This window comes from Pseudomonas sp. MM213 (assembly GCF_020423045.1).
Classification (GTDB): domain Bacteria; phylum Pseudomonadota; class Gammaproteobacteria; order Pseudomonadales; family Pseudomonadaceae; genus Aquipseudomonas; species Aquipseudomonas migulae.
The window spans coordinates 3,386,854-3,405,047 of the sequence record NZ_CP081943.1; the positions used below are offsets into that span (position 1 = coordinate 3,386,854).

The 18,194-nt window shown below is 60.5% G+C and carries 13 protein-coding genes; 5 read left to right on the forward strand and 8 right to left on the reverse strand.

The window, feature by feature from the left end; genetic code table 11:
* Window position 1 precedes the first annotated feature (1 nt).
* The 3 genes from K5R88_RS15330 to K5R88_RS15340 all read right to left on the reverse strand — a co-directional run bounded on the left by K5R88_RS15330 (window position 2) and on the right by K5R88_RS15340 (window position 3,905).
* Window positions 2-742 carry a molecular chaperone gene (locus K5R88_RS15330; RefSeq protein WP_226297993.1) on the reverse strand — a complete coding sequence of 247 codons (741 nt, stop codon included), beginning with the start codon at window positions 740-742 and terminating at the stop codon, window positions 2-4.
* A gap of 39 nt (window positions 743-781) precedes the next feature.
* Complete coding sequence (locus K5R88_RS15335) at window positions 782-3,304, reverse strand: CS1-pili formation C-terminal domain-containing protein (RefSeq protein WP_226297994.1); 2,523 nt, start codon at window positions 3,302-3,304, stop codon at window positions 782-784.
* A 109-nt stretch (window positions 3,305-3,413) separates the two neighbouring features.
* Window positions 3,414-3,905 (reverse strand): CS1 type fimbrial major subunit, encoded by a 492-nt coding sequence (locus K5R88_RS15340; protein WP_192420083.1) that lies wholly within the window; start codon window positions 3,903-3,905, stop codon window positions 3,414-3,416.
* Window positions 3,906-4,411: 506 nt separating this feature from the next.
* Here K5R88_RS15340 and K5R88_RS15345 point away from each other — a divergent pair.
* Together K5R88_RS15345 and K5R88_RS15350 are read left to right on the forward strand one after the other, a co-directional pair.
* Window positions 4,412-4,987: a PadR family transcriptional regulator gene (locus tag K5R88_RS15345; RefSeq protein WP_192420085.1), complete on the forward strand. Its 576-nt coding sequence runs from the start codon at window positions 4,412-4,414 to the stop codon at window positions 4,985-4,987.
* Window positions 4,984-5,769, forward strand: a complete 786-nt coding sequence (locus tag K5R88_RS15350; RefSeq protein ID WP_223481667.1) for a siderophore-interacting protein — start codon at window positions 4,984-4,986, stop codon at window positions 5,767-5,769. The genes K5R88_RS15345 and K5R88_RS15350 overlap by 4 nt, the downstream gene beginning before the upstream one ends.
* Before the next feature lie 108 nt (window positions 5,770-5,877).
* Here K5R88_RS15350 and K5R88_RS15355 read toward each other — a convergent pair whose 3' ends face one another.
* Both K5R88_RS15355 and K5R88_RS15360 read right to left on the reverse strand, forming a co-directional pair.
* Window positions 5,878-6,513 (reverse strand): Pr6Pr family membrane protein, encoded by a 636-nt coding sequence (locus K5R88_RS15355; protein ID WP_442963913.1) that lies wholly within the window; start codon window positions 6,511-6,513, stop codon window positions 5,878-5,880.
* 8 nt (window positions 6,514-6,521) lie between these two features.
* Window positions 6,522-6,752: a VF530 family DNA-binding protein gene (locus tag K5R88_RS15360; protein ID WP_007903672.1), complete on the reverse strand. Its 231-nt coding sequence runs from the start codon at window positions 6,750-6,752 to the stop codon at window positions 6,522-6,524.
* A gap of 347 nt (window positions 6,753-7,099) precedes the next feature.
* On the opposite strand from K5R88_RS15360, the gene K5R88_RS15365 reads away from it, so the two are divergent.
* On the forward strand, window positions 7,100-8,482 hold the full coding sequence (locus K5R88_RS15365; protein WP_207286054.1) for a carbohydrate porin: 1,383 nt from the start codon (window positions 7,100-7,102) through the stop codon (window positions 8,480-8,482).
* A 214-nt stretch (window positions 8,483-8,696) separates the two neighbouring features.
* The gene (locus K5R88_RS15370; protein WP_008026697.1) at window positions 8,697-11,105 is read left to right on the forward strand and encodes a glucose/quinate/shikimate family membrane-bound PQQ-dependent dehydrogenase; all 2,409 of its coding nucleotides are present in this window, start codon (window positions 8,697-8,699) and stop codon (window positions 11,103-11,105) included.
* A gap of 230 nt (window positions 11,106-11,335) precedes the next feature.
* Here the strand turns inward: K5R88_RS15370 and K5R88_RS15375 are convergent, their stop codons facing one another.
* The gene (locus K5R88_RS15375) at window positions 11,336-11,647 is read right to left on the reverse strand and encodes a Nif3-like dinuclear metal center hexameric protein (protein ID WP_226297996.1); all 312 of its coding nucleotides are present in this window, start codon (window positions 11,645-11,647) and stop codon (window positions 11,336-11,338) included.
* A 5-nt stretch (window positions 11,648-11,652) separates the two neighbouring features.
* Entirely contained in the window at window positions 11,653-15,549 is a 3,897-nt protein-coding gene (purL, locus tag K5R88_RS15380; protein WP_226297997.1) for a phosphoribosylformylglycinamidine synthase, read from the reverse strand.
* A 274-nt stretch (window positions 15,550-15,823) separates the two neighbouring features.
* On the opposite strand from purL, the gene mltF reads away from it, so the two are divergent.
* Window positions 15,824-17,284, forward strand: coding sequence for a membrane-bound lytic murein transglycosylase MltF (mltF, locus tag K5R88_RS15385; protein WP_032828633.1), 1,461 nt, complete (start codon window positions 15,824-15,826; stop codon window positions 17,282-17,284).
* A gap of 144 nt (window positions 17,285-17,428) precedes the next feature.
* Here the strand turns inward: mltF and pdxJ are convergent, their stop codons facing one another.
* Window positions 17,429-18,175: a pyridoxine 5'-phosphate synthase gene (pdxJ, locus tag K5R88_RS15390; RefSeq protein ID WP_008042485.1), complete on the reverse strand. Its 747-nt coding sequence runs from the start codon at window positions 18,173-18,175 to the stop codon at window positions 17,429-17,431.
* Window positions 18,176-18,194: the final 19 nt, after the last annotated feature.

The following is an 18,194-nucleotide window of genomic DNA, read 5'->3' on the forward strand; positions in this document are numbered from 1 at the left end:
ATCAGCCCTTCACATCGAGCTTCTTGCTGCTCTCGCCTTCAACCAGTGTGAAGCGGTATTCGCGACCGGCCTGTTTCTCGAACTGAAAACTGCGGCCCGCGAGGATGTGATGCTTGGTGGTCGGCATACAGTCCTGCTCGTTCTTGACCGCGCAATCCTTGAACTCATCGATCACCACCACGGTGTTGCCGTCGTTGCGAATGCGGTAATCCGTCGCGCTGTTCTCGATCACGCTGGCGTAACGCGTGTCCTTGGGCCGGACGAAAAACACCGCGCCATACCCGGCCAGCACCGTGACGCCAGCGGAGAGGGTTTTCTTGTATTCCTCACGCTCTTCGCCGGAGACTGCGAACTCGTCTTCCTTCTCGGGCACCACCGGCACGAAACGCACGCGGAAATAGCGCTCGCGGTCACGCTCGCCCATGTACAGCAACCGCGTACCTTGCATGCCACTGGCAGGCACGATCAGCCGCGCCGGGCTGGCCATCAAGCCGTCCCGGGCGCTGCCGTCGGCACTGGATTTGAGCGGCACTTCCTGCGACTTGCCGTCGGCGTCGTAAAGGATTTCCAGGATGTTGACCTTGACGAACGCAGTGCTGTCGCCGCCATTGAAGACGCGCTTCAAATAGGTACTTTTATCGCCGTCCAGGTAATCGTAAACCGTGCCGATATTGATGCTCGGCCCGGCGTGTGCCGTCTGCGTGAACAAACAAAAACCAATCAGTGCCAACCGACGTTTCATCGTCATTTACCTCGTAGATAAAGTGCGTATTGCCGGGCATCAGCCTGCCGTCGGCGTCCCTGTCGCTGCGTCAGCCAACGTATCCGGCGTGCAACGCAGGTCGCCGATCATCAGCACATTGTTTTCCGTGCGGCCACGGCTCGGGTCGAGCCGGAACTGGCACAGCAACTGGTTGCCGTGGCGCACTTCCAGGGTCGGTGAACCGGCGTTCATTTCCATGGAGAAGAAGCCGTCCACTTCACTGACCCCACGGCTGGCGTGGTTGATGATGTGGTGGCCCTTGAGCGGGCTGCCTTGGTAGTCCACCAGACGACCGAGCACGGTGAGGGTTTTCATCACGCGAACCTGGCGATACTCGACGCCGCCCTTGTTCAGGTGATAGCTGGAGCGGGCCGGCTGGATGGTCGCGGCCGGCACGTGATTACCCTCGAAATCGAAACTGACCGAGCTGCTCTTGTAAGCGGTGATTGGCACGAAGTTGCGCCCCGGCCTGAGCACCGCGCTGCCACCGCTCAAGTCGTCGGCACGCAGGGCAATGTCGTCGATGTCCGATTCGACATCGATGATCATGCCGGCACCGTTGCGGTGGTACTGGCTGGTCACGACCATTTTTTGTCCACCGACGGCGACGGTGCTGTCGAGGTTCAAGCCACCGGTGAAGTCGTTGTTGAATGAGGAGCGCTGGATAAAACCGTCAGCGTTGACCCGCTCCGATTGCATCGTCGCCATCGCGTTCATACCGATGCCATAGGTGTCGGTGATTGCTGTGGCGGAAACGCTTTGCAGCAGGTGATCCTGCAAGTCTTTGCGGTAGGTGACCGAGGCATTGTTATCCCGCCCGCCATCGCGATCGGTGCGGGTGCCGATGCTGCCGGAGATCTGTTCGCCCGGCCCGCCCAGGGCGATGTTGACGCTCAGGTCGACGCCACGATTGCGGTCATTGCCCGAGCTGAAACTGCCCGGCCTGTCGAACAGCGACAAGCGCCAGTTGGCGTCGCTGCCGAACAATCGGCCGCGCTGGCTCCACCCCAGATCCACGCCGACGCCTTCGGTGTTGCCCTCGCTGTGGGACACCCTGGCATTGACCGAACTTTTGCTGGTGAGCCGATGGTTCAGCGACAACGACGAGTTGCTGGTCTGGCCGATAAACACGTTGCGCTGTCGTACTCGCGTGCCGTCCGGCAGCGTGTCGTAGAGCCGGGTCGTGTCGAGCCAGCTGCGGTTGTGGCTGGCGACGATGCTGCCGCTGCCGTAGGAATAAAGCCCCTGCACGTCGAAACCGGTGCCGTGGTCCTCGGTCTTGTAGACATTGGCATAGACGCTGGCATTGTTGACGACGGCCCAATCGACCGAGGTGCCGTATTGCAGGCTGTCACGCACCTGTCGACCCGACAGGCCGAGGATGACTCGCGGGTGCAGCAGAAAGTTGAAGGCGGCACCGGCCGTCATGTCGCCGTCGTTCTGATCGTCCCAGTTGCTGAGAAATTTGGATTCACGCCCGGCGAACAGGTTGTAGCGCCATTGCTCGTCGTGGTTGCGCCAGTTATTCGGCTTGTAGACCAGTTCCTGGGTGCTGGAGGTGATCTGGCCGTCTTCGATCAGGCGCACTTCCACTTCATAGATACCGCCGGGCAACGGCCGCGTGTCGAGGGTTTGCAGGCCTGCGGGCATCGCCTGCGTATTGATCAGCAAACCGTTGCGGTAGATCTCCACCGAGCCCTGGCGATTGGCGGTGACGTAGATCGGGTAGACCGCCGGTGTCGGCTGGTTGATGGCCAGGCTGTCGGAGCTGCCGTACATCACGCCCAGCGCCGTGTCGGGACTCGCGCCGAAGGAACGCGGCTGGCGAGTCAGCCCTTCGGAGGTGGGGGTGAAATAGCCCAGGCGCACAAAGCTGCCTTCCAGTTCACGCTGGGTATAGAGCTCATGCACGGCGTGATAGGTCTGGTTATCCACACCGCCCAGTCGCGACAGTTGCAGGTTCACCGCTTGAGTCCAGTTGCCGAGGCTGCTGCTGGCTTCAAGACCATAGCGCCCACCCAGGTCCTGGTTTTGCCCGCCGTTGAGGTTCAACTGGTTGCGCACGATCAACCCGGTGCTGCCGCCTTCGGGCTGGTTGTAATAACGCTGGACCTGATCGTCGCGCTCGGCGTTTTCCGTGAGGATCGACACCAGCGAGTTTTCCAGGCTGTAGTGCACGGCCAATAGCGACTCGGGGCATTTCGCCTCGCAGTTGCCCAGCGCCACGCCTTGCTTCAAATAGTCAGACCAGGTGTCGCGTTCACTGGCTTTGATCGTGCTGTCGCTGACATCGGTGAAGTCAACGAGGGTGATGCGGTCGTCGCGGGTTAACACGACCATCGCCTCCCCCAGAAATTGTTGATCAAGTTCCACGCGCACCGCCAACGGTACATCGAAGAAGTGTTCTTCGAATTCGCTCGGCAAACCCTTGGCCTGCGCCAGCAAACTTCGAGGTGTATGGCCGTTATCCGCTGGCGCGGCCAAGGCAGTTGCGCAAAAACACAAGGCAAGCGCCGTCGCGATGGGAGTCATCGGGAACATGAAAGAAATACTCTGTGGATAAAGACGGTGAAACCCGATCGACAGGAACTACAACCCTATCGATCGGTGAGCGTTATCAAGCAAGAACTTGCTGACAGAACGCTGTCATTCAGATGCGCGGAATGGCATCAAACATGACGACGGGGTTGGCGGTGTAAATACCCACCTGATTGTTGCCCGGCTTGTCGGCCGTAATCACCAGGTCTGCGCGCATGCCACCGTTGGACTCGGTATCGCCGACCACTTCCTGCGAATCGGCAGTCAGTACGGTGCCGTTGAAGGTGTAGGTCAGCGGAATGTTCAAGGTCGCATTACCGTTGAACAGCGGGGTCGGGCCGCCGACGACGTAAGCGCCCACCGAGCCATTGGTGTGCTGGATATCAAAGGTGCCACGGACCTCCGACAGGGTGCCGGCGCCAATTTGGTATTGCATTCTTTCGTCTTTACCGAAGTTCAGGTCCACGGGTTGAGCGTGAAACACTTTGCTCGGGATTTCCGCAGTGATGTTGATGGAGGTGCGCGATTCATCCGCAGCGAACGCCATCGAAGCACTCAGGGCCAGGAGGGTCATCGGAACGGCGATTGCAAACTTCTTGAACATTGTTTAGTACCTGTCTTTTTCAAAGGACTGGTCCGTGGAAAGCGTGAATCGTCCCTATTGCCGGTTTAAATAGTGGCAATTTGGCTCAACTTTCGACGAGGAGAATGATCGGCCAATTACTTGAGAAAGTAAGTACGCAACTTCCGAAGAACATGTAGTAACAACCGCCCGCGACCCAGTAGAAAAAATCCGAAAAATCAATAATTAAACCGTTCACCCGACAGAAACATACTACAAACAGTTTTAACAAAAAAAGCACACAGTCAAACTAAATACAGTCTCTGTAAGACAAAGACTACTTAGGTCTAATTATTAATAATCACTCTCTGTTAGTTACGCATAATTAGATCAAACACTCTAAAACAGCAAGCTGCAAAACGCCTTTTTCCCGCCCCGCACTGAAATCCGCCACGACGTACTTCGGCGACGACCGTTGGTCCCTTTCGCTTGCCCTCCCGATAAGATATATCTTAAGTTGTATCTAAACACGACAGAGAAAAGGAAAAATGAGAGACCATCATTCCCCCCACCGCGAACACGGTGACGGCCGCGACGGCTTCGAGAAACGCCCCGGCCGCGAACGCGGCGGTCGCGGCCCACGGGTGTTTGCCCCCGGCGATCTGAAATTGCTGCTGCTGGCGCTCATCGCCGAACAGCCCTGCCATGGCTACGACTTGATCCGCCAGATCGAAGGCATGTTCGACGGCGCCTACAGCCCCAGCCCCGGCGTGATCTACCCGACCCTGACCTTTCTGGAAGAAAGCGAAATGATCCAGGGCGATGCCGAAGGCGGAAAAAAACGCTACAGCGTGACCGACGCCGGTCGTCTGTCTTTAAGTGAGCAAGCGGTTGCCCTGGACGGCGTGCGGATGCGCATCGATGTCAGCAAGCGCTCATTGCGCGGCCATGACCGTCCGCCCGAGATCCACGAAGCGGTGCATAACCTGCGTCACGCGTTGCAACTGCACCACGGTCGCTGGAGCGCAGAAGAAATCATTCGGGTCGCCGCCCTGCTCAACAACACCGCCAAAGCCATCGTCGACGGCCCCTTGGTTCAACCCGCTCAGGAGAAAACTGAATGACTGAAGTGATCGAGCACACCATTCACCGCGTGATGCATGAAATCAAACGCCGTCGCCTGCAAGTGTTGCGCGTGGTTGACCTGACCCCGCGCATGCGCCGGATTACCCTGGGTGGGCCTGAGCTGGCAGGTTTCATCAGCCTCGGCACAGACGACCACGTCAAACTGCTGTTCCCGCAGAACGCGGCAGAACAAGCGGCGCTGGAGACCCTGGTGCTCGGTGCCGGTAAGGACAACGGCCCGATGCCGGCGATGCGCGACTACACGCCGCGTCGCTACGACCTCGACACGCTGGAACTGGACATCGATTTCGTGTTGCACGGCGACGGCCCTGCTTCGACCTGGGCGGAACAGGCCAAACCGGGACAGTTCCTGCACATTGGCGGGCCACGGGGATCGATGATCGTGCCGGACATGTTCGACAGCTATTTGCTGATTGGTGACGAGACGGCAATCCCCGCGATTGCGCGACGGCTGGAGGGTTTGGCGGCCAATCGCCAGGCACTGGTGATCATTGAAGTGGAGAACGGCGCGGAACAGCAAAAGCTCGAAAGCCCGGCGCACGTCAATGTGATCTGGGTGTTGCGCGAAGGTGGCAAGAACAACTTGCTGACCACCGTGAAACAGCTGCAAGTGCCCAGCGGCAATCTATACGCGTGGGTGGCGACCGAGACCAAAGTGTCGCGGCAGATTCGTCGGGTGCTGCTGGACGAGCATGGGTTGAACGAGCAGTTCGTCAAAGCCGTCGGCTATTGGCGCCTGGACGACACCGACGAGGAATAACACCACATGAACTGTAGGAGCCGGCTTGCTGGCGATAGGTCCCTTGAACCCTGCATCGTTGCCAAGGACGCCATCGCCAGCAAGCCGGCTCCTACAGGTCCGTGTGATTCAGGCGTATCGCCGCCACCGATCCAGCGCGATCACCAACAACGCAATCACCACAAACCCCGCCAACAATCCGCCTGCATTCACAAACACCTGTGGATAACCCAGCTTGTCGACATCAATGAACGGATAGGGATAAACCGCCAGCAGATGCCCGCGCAACAGCGCATACGCGAAGTACAGCAACGGGTAAATCACCCACAACGCAATGTGCCGCAGACGCAGGGTGCCTTTGGGCACACACAACCACCACCAGGCCAGAAACAGCAACGGCATGACGTCGTGCATCAGCTCATCGGCCAGCCATTGCCAGCCTTCGGGATGCCACAGATGACGCAACAGAATGTTGTAGGCAAGGCCGACCACGGCGATGCTCACGGCAACCCCGCCGCTCACCCACGGCTGCAAAAACCAGCGGCGCGCGGCCGACTCGCGGGACGTCAGTGCGCAGGTCAGCACGGTCGCCACCAGCGTGTTGCTGAGCACGGTGAAGTAGCTGAAAAAACTCACCAGCCCGCCCAGCAGACTGGCGCCCAGCATCCAGCGCGAATAGAAAATCAGGTACAGCTGAATGCTCAATCCCGCCCAGCCGAGGACAGCAGCCACGGCCACAAAACGACGGCGCACGGCAGGTTGCATGATCATGTTCAGAGCGGTCGCTTGGTACGCATCAACTTGACGTACAAGCGTTCGACCTTCTCCCGCGCCCACGGGGTCTTGCGCAGGAAGGTCAGGCTCGACTTGATGCTCGGATCACTCTTGAAGCAGCGGATATCGATGCGCTCGGCCAGCCCCGACCATTCGTAATGTTCAACCAGCGCGTTGAGGATCTGCTCCAGTGTCACGCCGTGCAGCGGGTTGTTGTTCTGTTCGGTCATGCCGGGCCTTCGAGCGATAGATGAATTGGAAGCCGCGCACCTTAGCCGAGGGGGTGTTCGGGTGGAAGGGCTATGAATTAAATGTAGGTGAACTCTGAATAATCATTGTGTAGGAGCGAGGCTTGCCCGCGAAGGCAATCTCAAGGACGCATTCGCGGGCAAGCCTCGCTCCTACAGAGAGCATCGTAGATGCTGCGGACTGTTACCAAATCCGAAAGAATTCATCTCGGCAAAAGGCCTTTCTCTATTTGTAACAGAACATTATCCTTACTCCCGAACCTGCTGAAACGCTTCCGCTAGCCGCTTCGCCCCTCACTCCCCAGAAAAAGATCAAGAACTCCCTCTCTATGCCTTATGTTCAATTTTTGCGAGACAGCGCTGTCTGCACGCCTGTTTCCCAGCGAAAAGCCCTTAACCTGATCAGCGGATTCACCGCGCTGGGCCTCGCCACCTGCGTTCAGGCCGCCCCGGCCTTCGATAGCGAATCGCCGTGGATGCTCGGCGACTGGAACGGCACGCGCACCGAACTTTCGGAAAAAGGCTACGACTTCAAAGTCGATTACACCGGTGAAATGGGCAGCAATCTGCACGGCGGCTACGACCACGATCGCACCGCGCGCTACAGCGATCAGTTCGGCCTCGGCACGCATCTCGATCTGCAGAAGATCCTCGGTTGGGACGACGCTGAATTTCAGCTGACCATCACCGAGCGTAACGGCAACAACATCAGCAACGACCGGATCAACGATCCGCGGGTCGGCGGTTTCACTTCAGCGCAGGAAGTCTGGGGTCGCGGGCAAACCTGGCGCCTGACGCAGATGTGGTATCAGCAGAAATTCTTCGATCAGAAGCTCGACATCAAGGTCGGCCGTTTCGGCGAAGGCGAAGATTTCAACAGTTTCCCCTGCGACTTCCAGAACCTGGCGTTCTGCGGCTCCCAGGTCGGTAACTGGGTCGGGGGCATCTGGTACAACTGGCCGGTCAGCCAGTGGGCGATGCGGGTCAAGTATCACCTGACGCCAGAGCTGTACGCGCAGGTCGGCGCGTATGAGCAGAACCCGTCGAACCTCGATCGCGGCAACGGTTTCAAGCTCAGCGGCAGCGGCACCCAAGGCGCAATTTTGCCGGTGGAGCTGGTGTGGACGCCGAAGCTCAACGGCCTGCCGGGCGAATACCGCGCCGGTTACTACTACAGCAACGCCAACGCTACCGATGCCTACAAGGACAGCAATGGCCAGCCCGCCGCCCTGAGTGGTGAGGCCTACCGCAGCGCGTCGAGCAAACACGGCGTCTGGCTGGGTGTGCAGCAGCAGATCACCAGCCGCGCCAGCGACAACTCCCGTGGCCTGAGCGTGTTCGCCAACGGCACGATGCACGACAAGAAGACCAACGCCATCGACAACTATGTCCAGGCGGGCGTCGTCTACAAAGGCTTGTTCGATGCGCGCGCCAAGGACGACATCGGTTTCGCCCTCGCCCGTGTTCACGTCAACCCGGCCTATCGCAAAAACGCCGAGGCAAGCAATCAGGCCCACGCGGTCTCCGACTTCGACGATCCGTCCTTCCTGCCGCCGCAGGACACCGAATACAGCGCCGAACTCTATTACGGCGTGCACGTCACCAACTGGCTGACCGTGCGCCCGAATCTGCAATACATCCGCCACCCCGGTGGCGTGGACAAGGTCGATGACGCGCTGATTGGCGGGATCAAGATCCAGTCGCAGTTCTAACAAACACCGCAAAACCTTGTAGGAGCGAGGCTTGCCCGCGAAGGCGATCTATCAACCAACATTAATGTTGAACATTAGTCCGTCTTCGCGGGCAAGCCTCGCTCCTACAAGGGAACACAACAGTTCCAGTTTTTACATGAACCCTGCCCGCGCCGGATCGTCATCTACAGTGAACTTGCGCGGGACTACTTGAAACGTCACGGAGAACCACACTATGAGCACTGATGGTGCTTTGAGTCGAAGCCGTCTATTGCCGACCCTGCTCGGCATTCTGCTTCTGCTAATGGGCCTGGCCATGCTGGCCGGGGGGATCAAGCTGAGCATGCTCGGCGGCTCGCTGTATTACCTGCTGGCCGGTATCGGCCTGGCGCTGACCGGCGTGTTGCTGATCCTTGCCCGCCGCGCAGCCTTGGGCCTGTACGCGCTGGTGCTGTTCGCCAGTACCGTTTGGGCCTTGTGGGAAGTCGGCCTCGACTGGTGGCAACTGGTGCCGCGTCTGGCAATGTTGTTCGCGCTGGGCATCGTCATGTTGCTGCCGTGGTTCCGTCGTCCGCTGCTGCGCGAAGGCGCTGCACCGAAAGGCACCGGCGCACTGAGCGTGGCCGTGGTGCTCGCGGGCGTGGCCGCACTGGCCAGCCAATTCACCAACCCCGGTGAAATCAAAGGCCAACTGGACCGCGACAGCGTGCCGGGCATGACCAACACCGCCCCGGCCATGCCCGACGGTGACTGGAACTCCTACGGCCGCAGCGCTCACGGTGACCGTTACTCGCCACTGGCGCAGATCACCCCGCAGAACGTCAACAAGCTCGTTCCGGCCTGGACCTACCGCACCGGCGACCTGCCGGGGCCGAACGATCCGGGCGAAACCACCGCTGAAAACACTCCGCTGAAAGCCAACGGCATGCTCTATGTGTGCACGCCGCACAGCCAGGTGATCGCACTGGACCCGGACACCGGCAAGGAAATCTGGCGTTTCGATCCGAAGCTCTCCACGCAAAACGCGGCGAACTTCAAGGGTTGGGCGCACATGACCTGCCGTGGCGTGACGTATCACGATGACGCGGCTTACGCCTCCGAGCAGAGCCCGACCGGCAGCGCCAGCGCGCCTGTCGCCAGCGTCTGCCCACGCCGGATCTTCCTGCCGACCGCCGACACCCGACTGATCGCCCTGAACGCCGACACCGGCAAGATGTGCGAAGACTTCGGTGACAAAGGCCAGGTCGACCTGCGCGCCAACATCGGTGGTTTCACCGCCGGCGGCTACTACTCCACTTCGCCTCCAGCGGTCACCAAGGACCTGGTGGTGATTGGCGGCCACGTCACCGACAACGTCTCCACCGACGAGCCGAGCGGCGTGATCCGCGCGTTCGACGTGCACACCGGCAAACTGGTGTGGAACTGGGACAGCGGCAATCCGGACGACACCACGCCGATTGCCGAAGGCAAGGTCTACACCCGCAACTCGCCGAACATGTGGTCCATGTTCGCCGTCGACGAAAAACTCGGCATGCTGTACCTGCCGATGGGCAACCAGACGCCGGACCAGTTCGGTGGCGCTCGCACCCCGGAATCGGAACTGCATGCCGCCGGCCTGACCGCCCTCGACATCGGCACCGGTAAAGTGCGCTGGCACTTCCAGTTCACCCACCATGACCTGTGGGACATGGACGTCGGTGGCCAGCCAACCCTGATGGACCTGAAAACCGCAGACGGCGTGAAGCCGGCGGTACTTGCGTCCACCAAGCAAGGCAGCATCTACGTACTGGACCGCAGCACCGGCCAGGCGATTGTGCCGATCAACGAAGTGCCAGTTCCGCAAGGGGCTGTCGAAGGTGATCACACCTCGCCGACCCAACCGAAATCCGACCTCAACCTGATGCCGCCGCCGCTGCAAGAGCGCGACATGTGGGGCGTGACGCCATTCGACCAACTGATCTGCCGGATCGACTTCAAGTCCATGCGCTACGACGGCCCGTTCACCCCGCCGTCGCTGCAGGGTTCGATCGTGTATCCAGGCAACTTCGGCGTGTTCGACTGGGGCGGCATCTCGGTTGACCCGGTGCGTCAGATCGCTTTCGTGAACCCGAGCTACATGGCGTTCAAATCGAAACTGATCCCGGCCGCCGAAATCGCTGCCCAAGGCCCGCGCAAAAGCGAAACCGAAGGCGTGCAGCCCAACAAAGGCGCGCCGTACGGCGTAGTCCTCGAAGCATTGCTGTCGCCAATGGGCCTGCCGTGCCAGGCTCCGGCATGGGGTTATGTCGCGGCGGTTGACCTGACCACCGCCAAAGTCCTGTGGAAACACAAGAACGGCACCGTGCGCGACAGCTCGCCGGTTCCGATCCCGCTGAGCATGGGCGTGCCTAGCCTGGGCGGCACCTTCACCACCGCCGGTGGCGTTGGCTTCCTGAGCGGCACCCTCGACCAGTACCTGCGTGCCTACGACGTGAAAAACGGCAAGCAACTGTGGGAAGGTCGCCTGCCTGCGGGCGCGCAAACCACACCGATGACCTACACCGGCAAGGACGGCAAGCAATACGTGCTCGTCGTGGCGGGCGGTCATGGTTCGCTGGGCACCAAGCAAGGTGACTATGTGATTGCGTACAAACTGTCCGAATAAGTTTTAGCGGCGGTTAAAGCAAAGGCGACTCCCGTGAGGGGGTCGCCTTTTTTTGTGATCCCTTGTAGGAGCCGGCTTGCTGGCGATGGCGGTTTAACATTCAACGTTGATGTTGGCTGATAGAACGCTATCGCCAGCAAGCCGGCTCCTACAAGGGTGGTGTAGGTCCGTTGAATTGTGGGCAACAAAAAACCCGCCGTAGCGGGTTTTTCATTACAGCGGTCAGCGGATCAGAAATCCTCCAGCCGCCACACTTCATAAGCCGGTGTCTCGTAGGGATGGCTCTGTTTCAAAGCCGCCACCACCGAACGGATCAACTCATCCGCCACCACCAGCTCAACTTTCCATTCCTCAACCTGTTCGACCTGCCCTGCTTCGCCAATGAACGGCTGACTGCCCTCCATTGGACGAAACTGACCCAGGCCCAACACCTGCCATGCGCAGTGCTCGTAAGCACCGATCCGCCCGCCACCGGCAGCGAACACAGCGCTTTTGACCACTTCGACATGGCTGGCTGGAACAAAGAAGCTGAGCTTGTACACGGCGCTTAGTTCACCCACACGCGAGCGTTACGGAACATGCGCATCCATGGCGCGTCTTCGTTCCAGTCTTCCGAGCGCCACGAGTTCTGCACGGCGCGGAACACACGTTCCGGGTGCGGCATCATGATCGTCACGCGACCGTCGCGGCTGGTCAAACCGGTGATCCCGCGCGGCGAGCCGTTCGGGTTGGCCGGGTACTTCTCGGTGACCTTGCCATGGTTGTCGACGAAACGCATCGCCACGCAACCCGACAGATCGGCTTCCAGCAACGCTTCTTCACTGGAGAACTCGGCATGACCTTCACCGTGTGCGATGGCGATCGGCATGCGCGAACCGGCCATGCCTTGCAGGAAGATCGAGTTCGACTCCTGGACCTGAACCATCGCCACACGGGCTTCGAACTGCTCGGAACGGTTACGCACGAAGTGCGGCCAGAACTCGCTGCCCGGGATCAGCTCGTGCAGGTTGGACATCATCTGGCAACCGTTGCACACGCCAAGGGTGAAGCTGTCGCTACGTTCGAAGAAACCCTGGAACGCATCGCGGGCGCGGCTGTTGAACAGCGCGGACTTGGCCCAGCCTTCACCGGCGCCCAGTACGTCGCCGTAGGAGAAGCCGCCGCAAGCGACCATGCCCTTGAAGTCGTTCAGGTCGACACGGCCGGCCAGAATGTCGCTCATGTGCACGTCGATTGCGTTGAAACCGGCGCGGTCGAACGCGGCCGCCATTTCCACCTGACCGTTGACGCCCTGCTCACGCAGCACGGCAACCTGTGGGCGGATGTTTTTCTTGATGTAAGGCGCGGCGACGTCCTGGTTGACGTCGTAGCTCAGCTTGACGCTCAGGCCCGGGTTGTCTTCTTCCAGCAGCACGTCGAACTCTTGCTCGGCGCAGTCGGCGTTATCACGCAGACGCTGGATCTGGTAGCTGGTTTCAGCCCATGTACGCTGCAGCAGACGACGCTGACCTTCGAACACGGTTTCGCCGTTGAAGGTGATGCTGATCTCGCCGTTGTTCATCGGCTGACCGATCACCGACACGCACTCGCCCAGACCGGCAGCGCTGAACTGCGCGAGGATGTCCGGGGTCGCGTCCTGGCGAACCTGGATCACGGCGCCCAGTTCTTCGTTGAACAGGATCGCGGCGATGTCGGCGGAGGTTTCCGCCAGACCGTCGAGGTTCAGGCTCAGGCCGCAGTGACCGGCGAAGGCCATTTCCACGGCGCTGGTCAGCAGACCACCGTCGGAACGGTCGTGGTAGGCCAGCAGGTGACCGTCGGCATTGAGGCCCTGGATCACCGCGAAGAAGGCTTTCAGGTCTTCGGCATCATCGACGTCCGGCGCTTGCGAGCCGAGCTTGCCGTGAACCTGGGCCAGGATCGAGGCGCCCATGCGGTTCTGACCACGGCCCAGATCGATCAGGATCAGGTCGGTGGTGCCCTTGTCCATGCGCAGTTCCGGGGTCAGGGTCTGACGGATGTCAGCCACTGGCGCGAAACCGGTCACGATCAGGGACATTGGCGAGGTGACGGTCTTGTCTTCGCCGTTGTCGCTCCAGCGCGTGGCCATGGACATGGAGTCCTTGCCCACCGGAATGGTGATGCCCAGCTCAGGGCACAGTTCCATGCCGACCGCTTTCACGGTGTCGTACAGACGCGCGTCTTCACCCGGGTGACCGGCTGCGGACATCCAGTTCGCCGACAACTTGATGTCGGAGATCTTGTTGATGCGCGAAGCGGCGATGTTGGTCAGGGTTTCGCCGATGGCCATGCGGCCCGACGCCGGAGCGTCCAGCAGAGCCAGCGGAGTGCGCTCGCCCATGGCCATGGCTTCACCGGTGTAGACGTCGAAGCTGGTGGCGGTGACGGCAACGTCGGCCACCGGAACCTGCCACGGGCCGACCATTTGGTCACGGGCCACGAGGCCGGTGATGGTGCGGTCGCCGATGGTGATCAGGAAGCTTTTGCTCGCCACGGCCGGGTGATGCAGAACGCGCTCGACGCAGTCTGCAATCTCCAGCGTCGACGGATCGAAGTCGTCGCCCAGCTCGTTTTCACGAACGGCCGAACGGTGCATGCGCGGGGCTTTGCCCAGCAGCACTTCCAGCGGCATGTCCACCGGGCTGTTGCCGAAGTGGCTGTCGGTGACCGTCAGTTGCGGCTCGGCAGTGGCTTCGCCGACCACGGCGAACGGGCAACGCTCGCGCTCGCAGATCGCCTGGAAACGTTCGAAGTCAGCAGGGCCGACGGCCAGAACGTAGCGTTCCTGGGATTCGTTACTCCAGATTTCGTGCGGGGCCATGCCCGGCTCGTCGTTTGGAATGTTGCGCAGTTCGAAGCGGCCACCACGGTTGCCGTCGTTGACCAGTTCCGGGAAGGCGTTGGACAGACCGCCCGCACCCACGTCGTGGATGAAGCTGATCGGGTTCTTGTCACCCAGTTGCCAGCAACGGTCGATGACTTCCTGGCAGCGACGTTCCATTTCCGGGTTTTCGCGCTGTACGGACGCGAAGTCCAGGTCAGCCGAGCTGGTGCCGGTGGCCATGGAGGAAGCAGCGCCGCCGCCCAGACCGATCAGCATCGCCGGGCCGCCGAGCACGATCAGCTTGGAGCCGACGGTGATCTCGCCTTTCTGTACGTGTTCGGCACGGATGTTACCCATGCCGCCGGCCAGCATGATCGGCTTGTGGTAACCGCGAACTTCGTCGCCACGCGGGGTGGTGATCGACTGTTCGAAGGTACGGAAGTAACCGGTCAGGGCCGGACGACCGAATTCGTTGTTGAACGCGGCGCCACCCAGTGGGCCTTCGATCATGATGTCCAGCGCGGTGACGATGCGCTCAGGCTTGCCGTACGGCACTTCCCACGGCTGTTCGAAGCCAGGGATCTGCAGGTTCGACACGGTGAAACCGGTCAGGCCGGCCTTTGGCTTGGCGCCACGACCGGTAGCGCCTTCGTCGCGGATCTCGCCACCGGAACCGGTGGACGCACCCGGGAACGGGGCAATCGCGGTCGGGTGGTTGTGCGTTTCGACTTTCATCAAAATGTGCACCGGCTCCTGTACCGCGCCGTACTGGCGGGTTTCAGGGTCCGGGAAGAAACGGCCGGCAACGTTACCGACGATCACCGAAGCGTTGTCCTTATAAGCGGACAGAACGCCTTCGCTGTGCATCTGGTAAGTGTTCTTGATCATGCCGAACAGGCTTTTTTCCTGGCTCTGACCGTCGATGTCCCAACTGGCGTTGAAGATCTTGTGACGGCAGTGCTCGGAGTTCGCCTGGGCGAACATCATCAGTTCGATGTCGTGCGGGTTGCGCTTCAAGCCGAGGAAGGCGTTGACCAGGTAGTCGATCTCGTCTTCGGCCAGGGCCAGGCCCAGCTCGGTGTTGGCTTTTTCCAGCGCGGCGCGGCCGCCACCCAACACGTCGATCGCGGTCAGCGGCTTCGGTTCGGCGTGGCTGAACAGGCCGGCGGCCTGTTCAAGGTTGGCGAGGACGATCTGGGTCATGCGGTCATGCAGCACATCGGAGATCAGCTGCGCTTCGGCGTCGCTGAACTGGCCGGCGACGTAGAACGCGATACCGCGCTCCAGGCGCTGGATCTTGCTCAGGCCGCAATTGCGAGCGATGTCGCTGGCCTTGCTGGACCACGGCGAGATGGTGCCGAAACGCGGCAACACCAGGAACAGGCGACCGGTCGGTTCTTGAACCGGTACGCTTGGACCGTACTTCAGAAGGCGCGCGAGCACCTGCTGTTCGTCGCCGGTCAGGACGCCGGTAACTTCGGCGAAGTGAGCGAATTCAGCATACAAGCCGCTGACAGCCGAAACCTTCTGGCTCAGTTGCTCAAGGAGTTTGCTGTGGCGAAAGGCAGAAAGGGCAGGAGCGCCGCGCAGGATCAACATCTTCGGGACAGCCTCGGGAAGGGGTGTGCTTTGAGGCCGTGCATTCTAGCCTAAACCGCCCGCGACATCACCCGAAACGGTACGGGCGGCGTCACCCGGACGTCGGGCCGGGTATCCGGACCTGAAACAGCGGCCGGCCAGGTGTTATTTTTTGTGTCACAAAAAGCCGTTCGAGCCCATTCCTGCGGGCTCCAGAGCGGTTTTTCGCTCTCTAGCAGACAAGGCCTTCGCTGTCGAGATATGGCGCTCGTGGTCCTTTGCGTATACTGCGCAGATGTTTTCCCCAACGGCTTTGCGTCCGCGGTACGCCAAATGGCTGATCGCAACCGGACTCTTCCTGATGCTCAGTGGCTGTGTTGATAAACCCAACACGCTGGAGCGCGTAAAGGAGGATGGCGTGCTGCGGGTGGTTACCCGAAACAGCCCCGCTACCTACTTTCAGGATCGCAACGGTGAAACCGGCTTCGAATACGAGCTGGTGAAGCGCTTCGCCGACGATCTGGGGGTCGAACTCAAAATCGAAACCGCCGACAACCTTGACGACCTGTACAGCCAGGTGGGCAAGCCCAACGGTCCGGTGATCGCTGCGGCCGGCCTGGTCAGCAGCGAAGCGCGCAAACAGCAAGTGCGGTTTTCCCACTCTTATCTGGAAGTCACCCCGCAGATCATCTATCGCAACGGCCAGTCGCGGCCGACCGATGCAAAGGATCTGGTCGGCAAGAAGATCATGGTGCTCAAGGGCAGCACCCACGCCGGGCAACTGGCGGAGTTGAAACAGAAGTTTCCCGGCATTGAATACGAAGAGTCCGACGCGGTTGAAGTCGTCGACCTGCTGCGCATGGTCGATGAAGGCCAGATTGACCTGACCCTGGTCGACTCCAACGAAGTGGCGATGAACCAGGTCTACTTCACCAATATCCGGGTCGCCTTCGACCTCGGTGACGCCAGCGACCAGAGCTGGGCCGTCGCCGCCGGCGACGACAACAGCCTGCTCAACGAGATCAACGCCTACCTCGACAAGGTAAAGAAGAACGGCACGCTGCAACGCCTGAAGGACCGTTATTACGGGCACGTCGACGTCCTCGGTTACATGGGCGCCACCACCTTCGCCCAGCATTTGCAGCAACGACTGCCCAAGTACGAGCAACACTTCAAGACCTACGCCAAGAAAGAAAAGGTCGACTGGCGCCTGCTGGCGGCGGTCGGTTATCAGGAATCCCTGTGGCAAGCGGCCGTCACGTCGAAGACCGGCGTGCGTGGCCTGATGATGCTGACCCAGAACACCGCGCAGGCGATGGGCGTGTCCAATCGCCTCGATCCGAAGCAGAGCATCATGGGCGGCGCCAAGTACCTGGCCTACATGAAGGAACAGCTGGATGAGTCGATCCAGGAACCGGACCGTACCTGGTTTGCGCTGGCGGCCTACAACGTCGGCAGCGGTCACCTGGATGACGCGCGCAAACTGGCGGCCAAGGAAGGGCTGAACCCGGACAAATGGCTGGACGTGAAGAAAATCCTGCCGCGCCTGTCCGAGAAAAAGTGGTACAGCAAAACCCGTTACGGCTACGCCCGTGGCGGCGAGCCGGTGCATTTCGTGGCGAACATCCGTCGCTACTACGACATCCTGACCTGGGTGACGCAGCCTCAGCTGGAAGGCAATCAGGTGGCCGAAGGCAATCTGCATGTGCCGGGGGTCGACAAGACCAAGCCGAGCCAGGAAACCCCGCAGCTTTAGATTTGTGTTGCTTTTGAGGACGCCTTCGCGGGCAAGTCGGATCGCCGCACCGCTCGCTCCTACAGGTCCGTGTTGTGCCGCAATTTTGCGTATGGCACCGCCCCTGTAGGAGCGAGGCTTGCCCGCGAAGGCAGCACCTCCGACTTAGCCCTTCAACGCTGCGGCCAGGATCAACGCCTTCATTTCAGACACCGCCGACTTGAACCCGACAAACAACGCATGCGCCACCAGCGCATGGCCGATGTTCAGTTCGTTGATGCCCTTGATCGCCGCGACCGCTTCGACGTTGTGATAGTGCAAACCGTGACCGGCGTTGACGATCAAACCCTGCGCCAGACCAAATGCCACGCCATCGGCCACGCGCTTGAGCTCTTCAGCCACGTCGGTTGGTGTCTCGGCATCGGCATAACGACCGGTGTGCAATTCAATCGCCGGAGCACCGACACGACGGGACGCTTCGATCTGCCGCTCGTCCGCATCGATGAACAGCGACACTTCGCAACCGATCTTCGCCAGGCGATCCACTGCCGCCTTGATCCGCGCTTCCTGCCCCGCTACGTCCAGACCGCCTTCGGTGGTCAGTTCCTGGCGGGTTTCCGGCACCAGGCAAATGTGCGCCGGACGGATGCGCTCGGCGAACACCATCATTTCTTCGGTGACGCCCATTTCGAAGTTCATGCGGGTTTGCAGCACATCCTTGAGCACCAGCACGTCACGTTCCTGAATGTGCCGACGGTCTTCGCGAAGGTGCACGGTGATGCCGTCAGCGCCCGCCTCTTCCGCGTCCAGTGCGGCCTTGACCGGATCGGGATAGCGAGTGCCCCGGGCCTGGCGCAGGGTGGCAACGTGGTCGATGTTCACGCCAAGAAGAATGCGATTGCTGGTGGTCACGGAAGCGCTCCTGAATTTA

Bases quoted from the DNA above. Each gene is read 5' to 3' on its own strand.
- K5R88_RS15330 (WP_226297993.1), bottom strand. From the start codon at position 742: ATGAAACGTCGGTTGGCACTGATTGGTTTTTGTTTGTTCACGCAGACG.
- mltF (WP_032828633.1), top strand. From the start codon at position 15,824: ATGTTTTCCCCAACGGCTTTGCGTCCGCGGTACGCCAAATGGCTGATC.
- K5R88_RS15370 (WP_008026697.1), top strand. From the start codon at position 8,697: ATGAGCACTGATGGTGCTTTGAGTCGAAGCCGTCTATTGCCGACCCTG.
- purL (WP_226297997.1), bottom strand. From the start codon at position 15,549: ATGTTGATCCTGCGCGGCGCTCCTGCCCTTTCTGCCTTTCGCCACAGC.
- K5R88_RS15345 (WP_192420085.1), top strand. From the start codon at position 4,412: ATGAGAGACCATCATTCCCCCCACCGCGAACACGGTGACGGCCGCGAC.
- K5R88_RS15335 (WP_226297994.1), bottom strand. From the start codon at position 3,304: ATGTTCCCGATGACTCCCATCGCGACGGCGCTTGCCTTGTGTTTTTGC.
- K5R88_RS15365 (WP_207286054.1), top strand. From the start codon at position 7,100: ATGCCTTATGTTCAATTTTTGCGAGACAGCGCTGTCTGCACGCCTGTT.
- K5R88_RS15355 (WP_442963913.1), bottom strand. From the start codon at position 6,513: ATGCAACCTGCCGTGCGCCGTCGTTTTGTGGCCGTGGCTGCTGTCCTC.
- K5R88_RS15340 (WP_192420083.1), bottom strand. From the start codon at position 3,905: ATGTTCAAGAAGTTTGCAATCGCCGTTCCGATGACCCTCCTGGCCCTG.
- K5R88_RS15360 (WP_007903672.1), bottom strand. From the start codon at position 6,752: ATGACCGAACAGAACAACAACCCGCTGCACGGCGTGACACTGGAGCAG.
- K5R88_RS15350 (WP_223481667.1), top strand. From the start codon at position 4,984: ATGACTGAAGTGATCGAGCACACCATTCACCGCGTGATGCATGAAATC.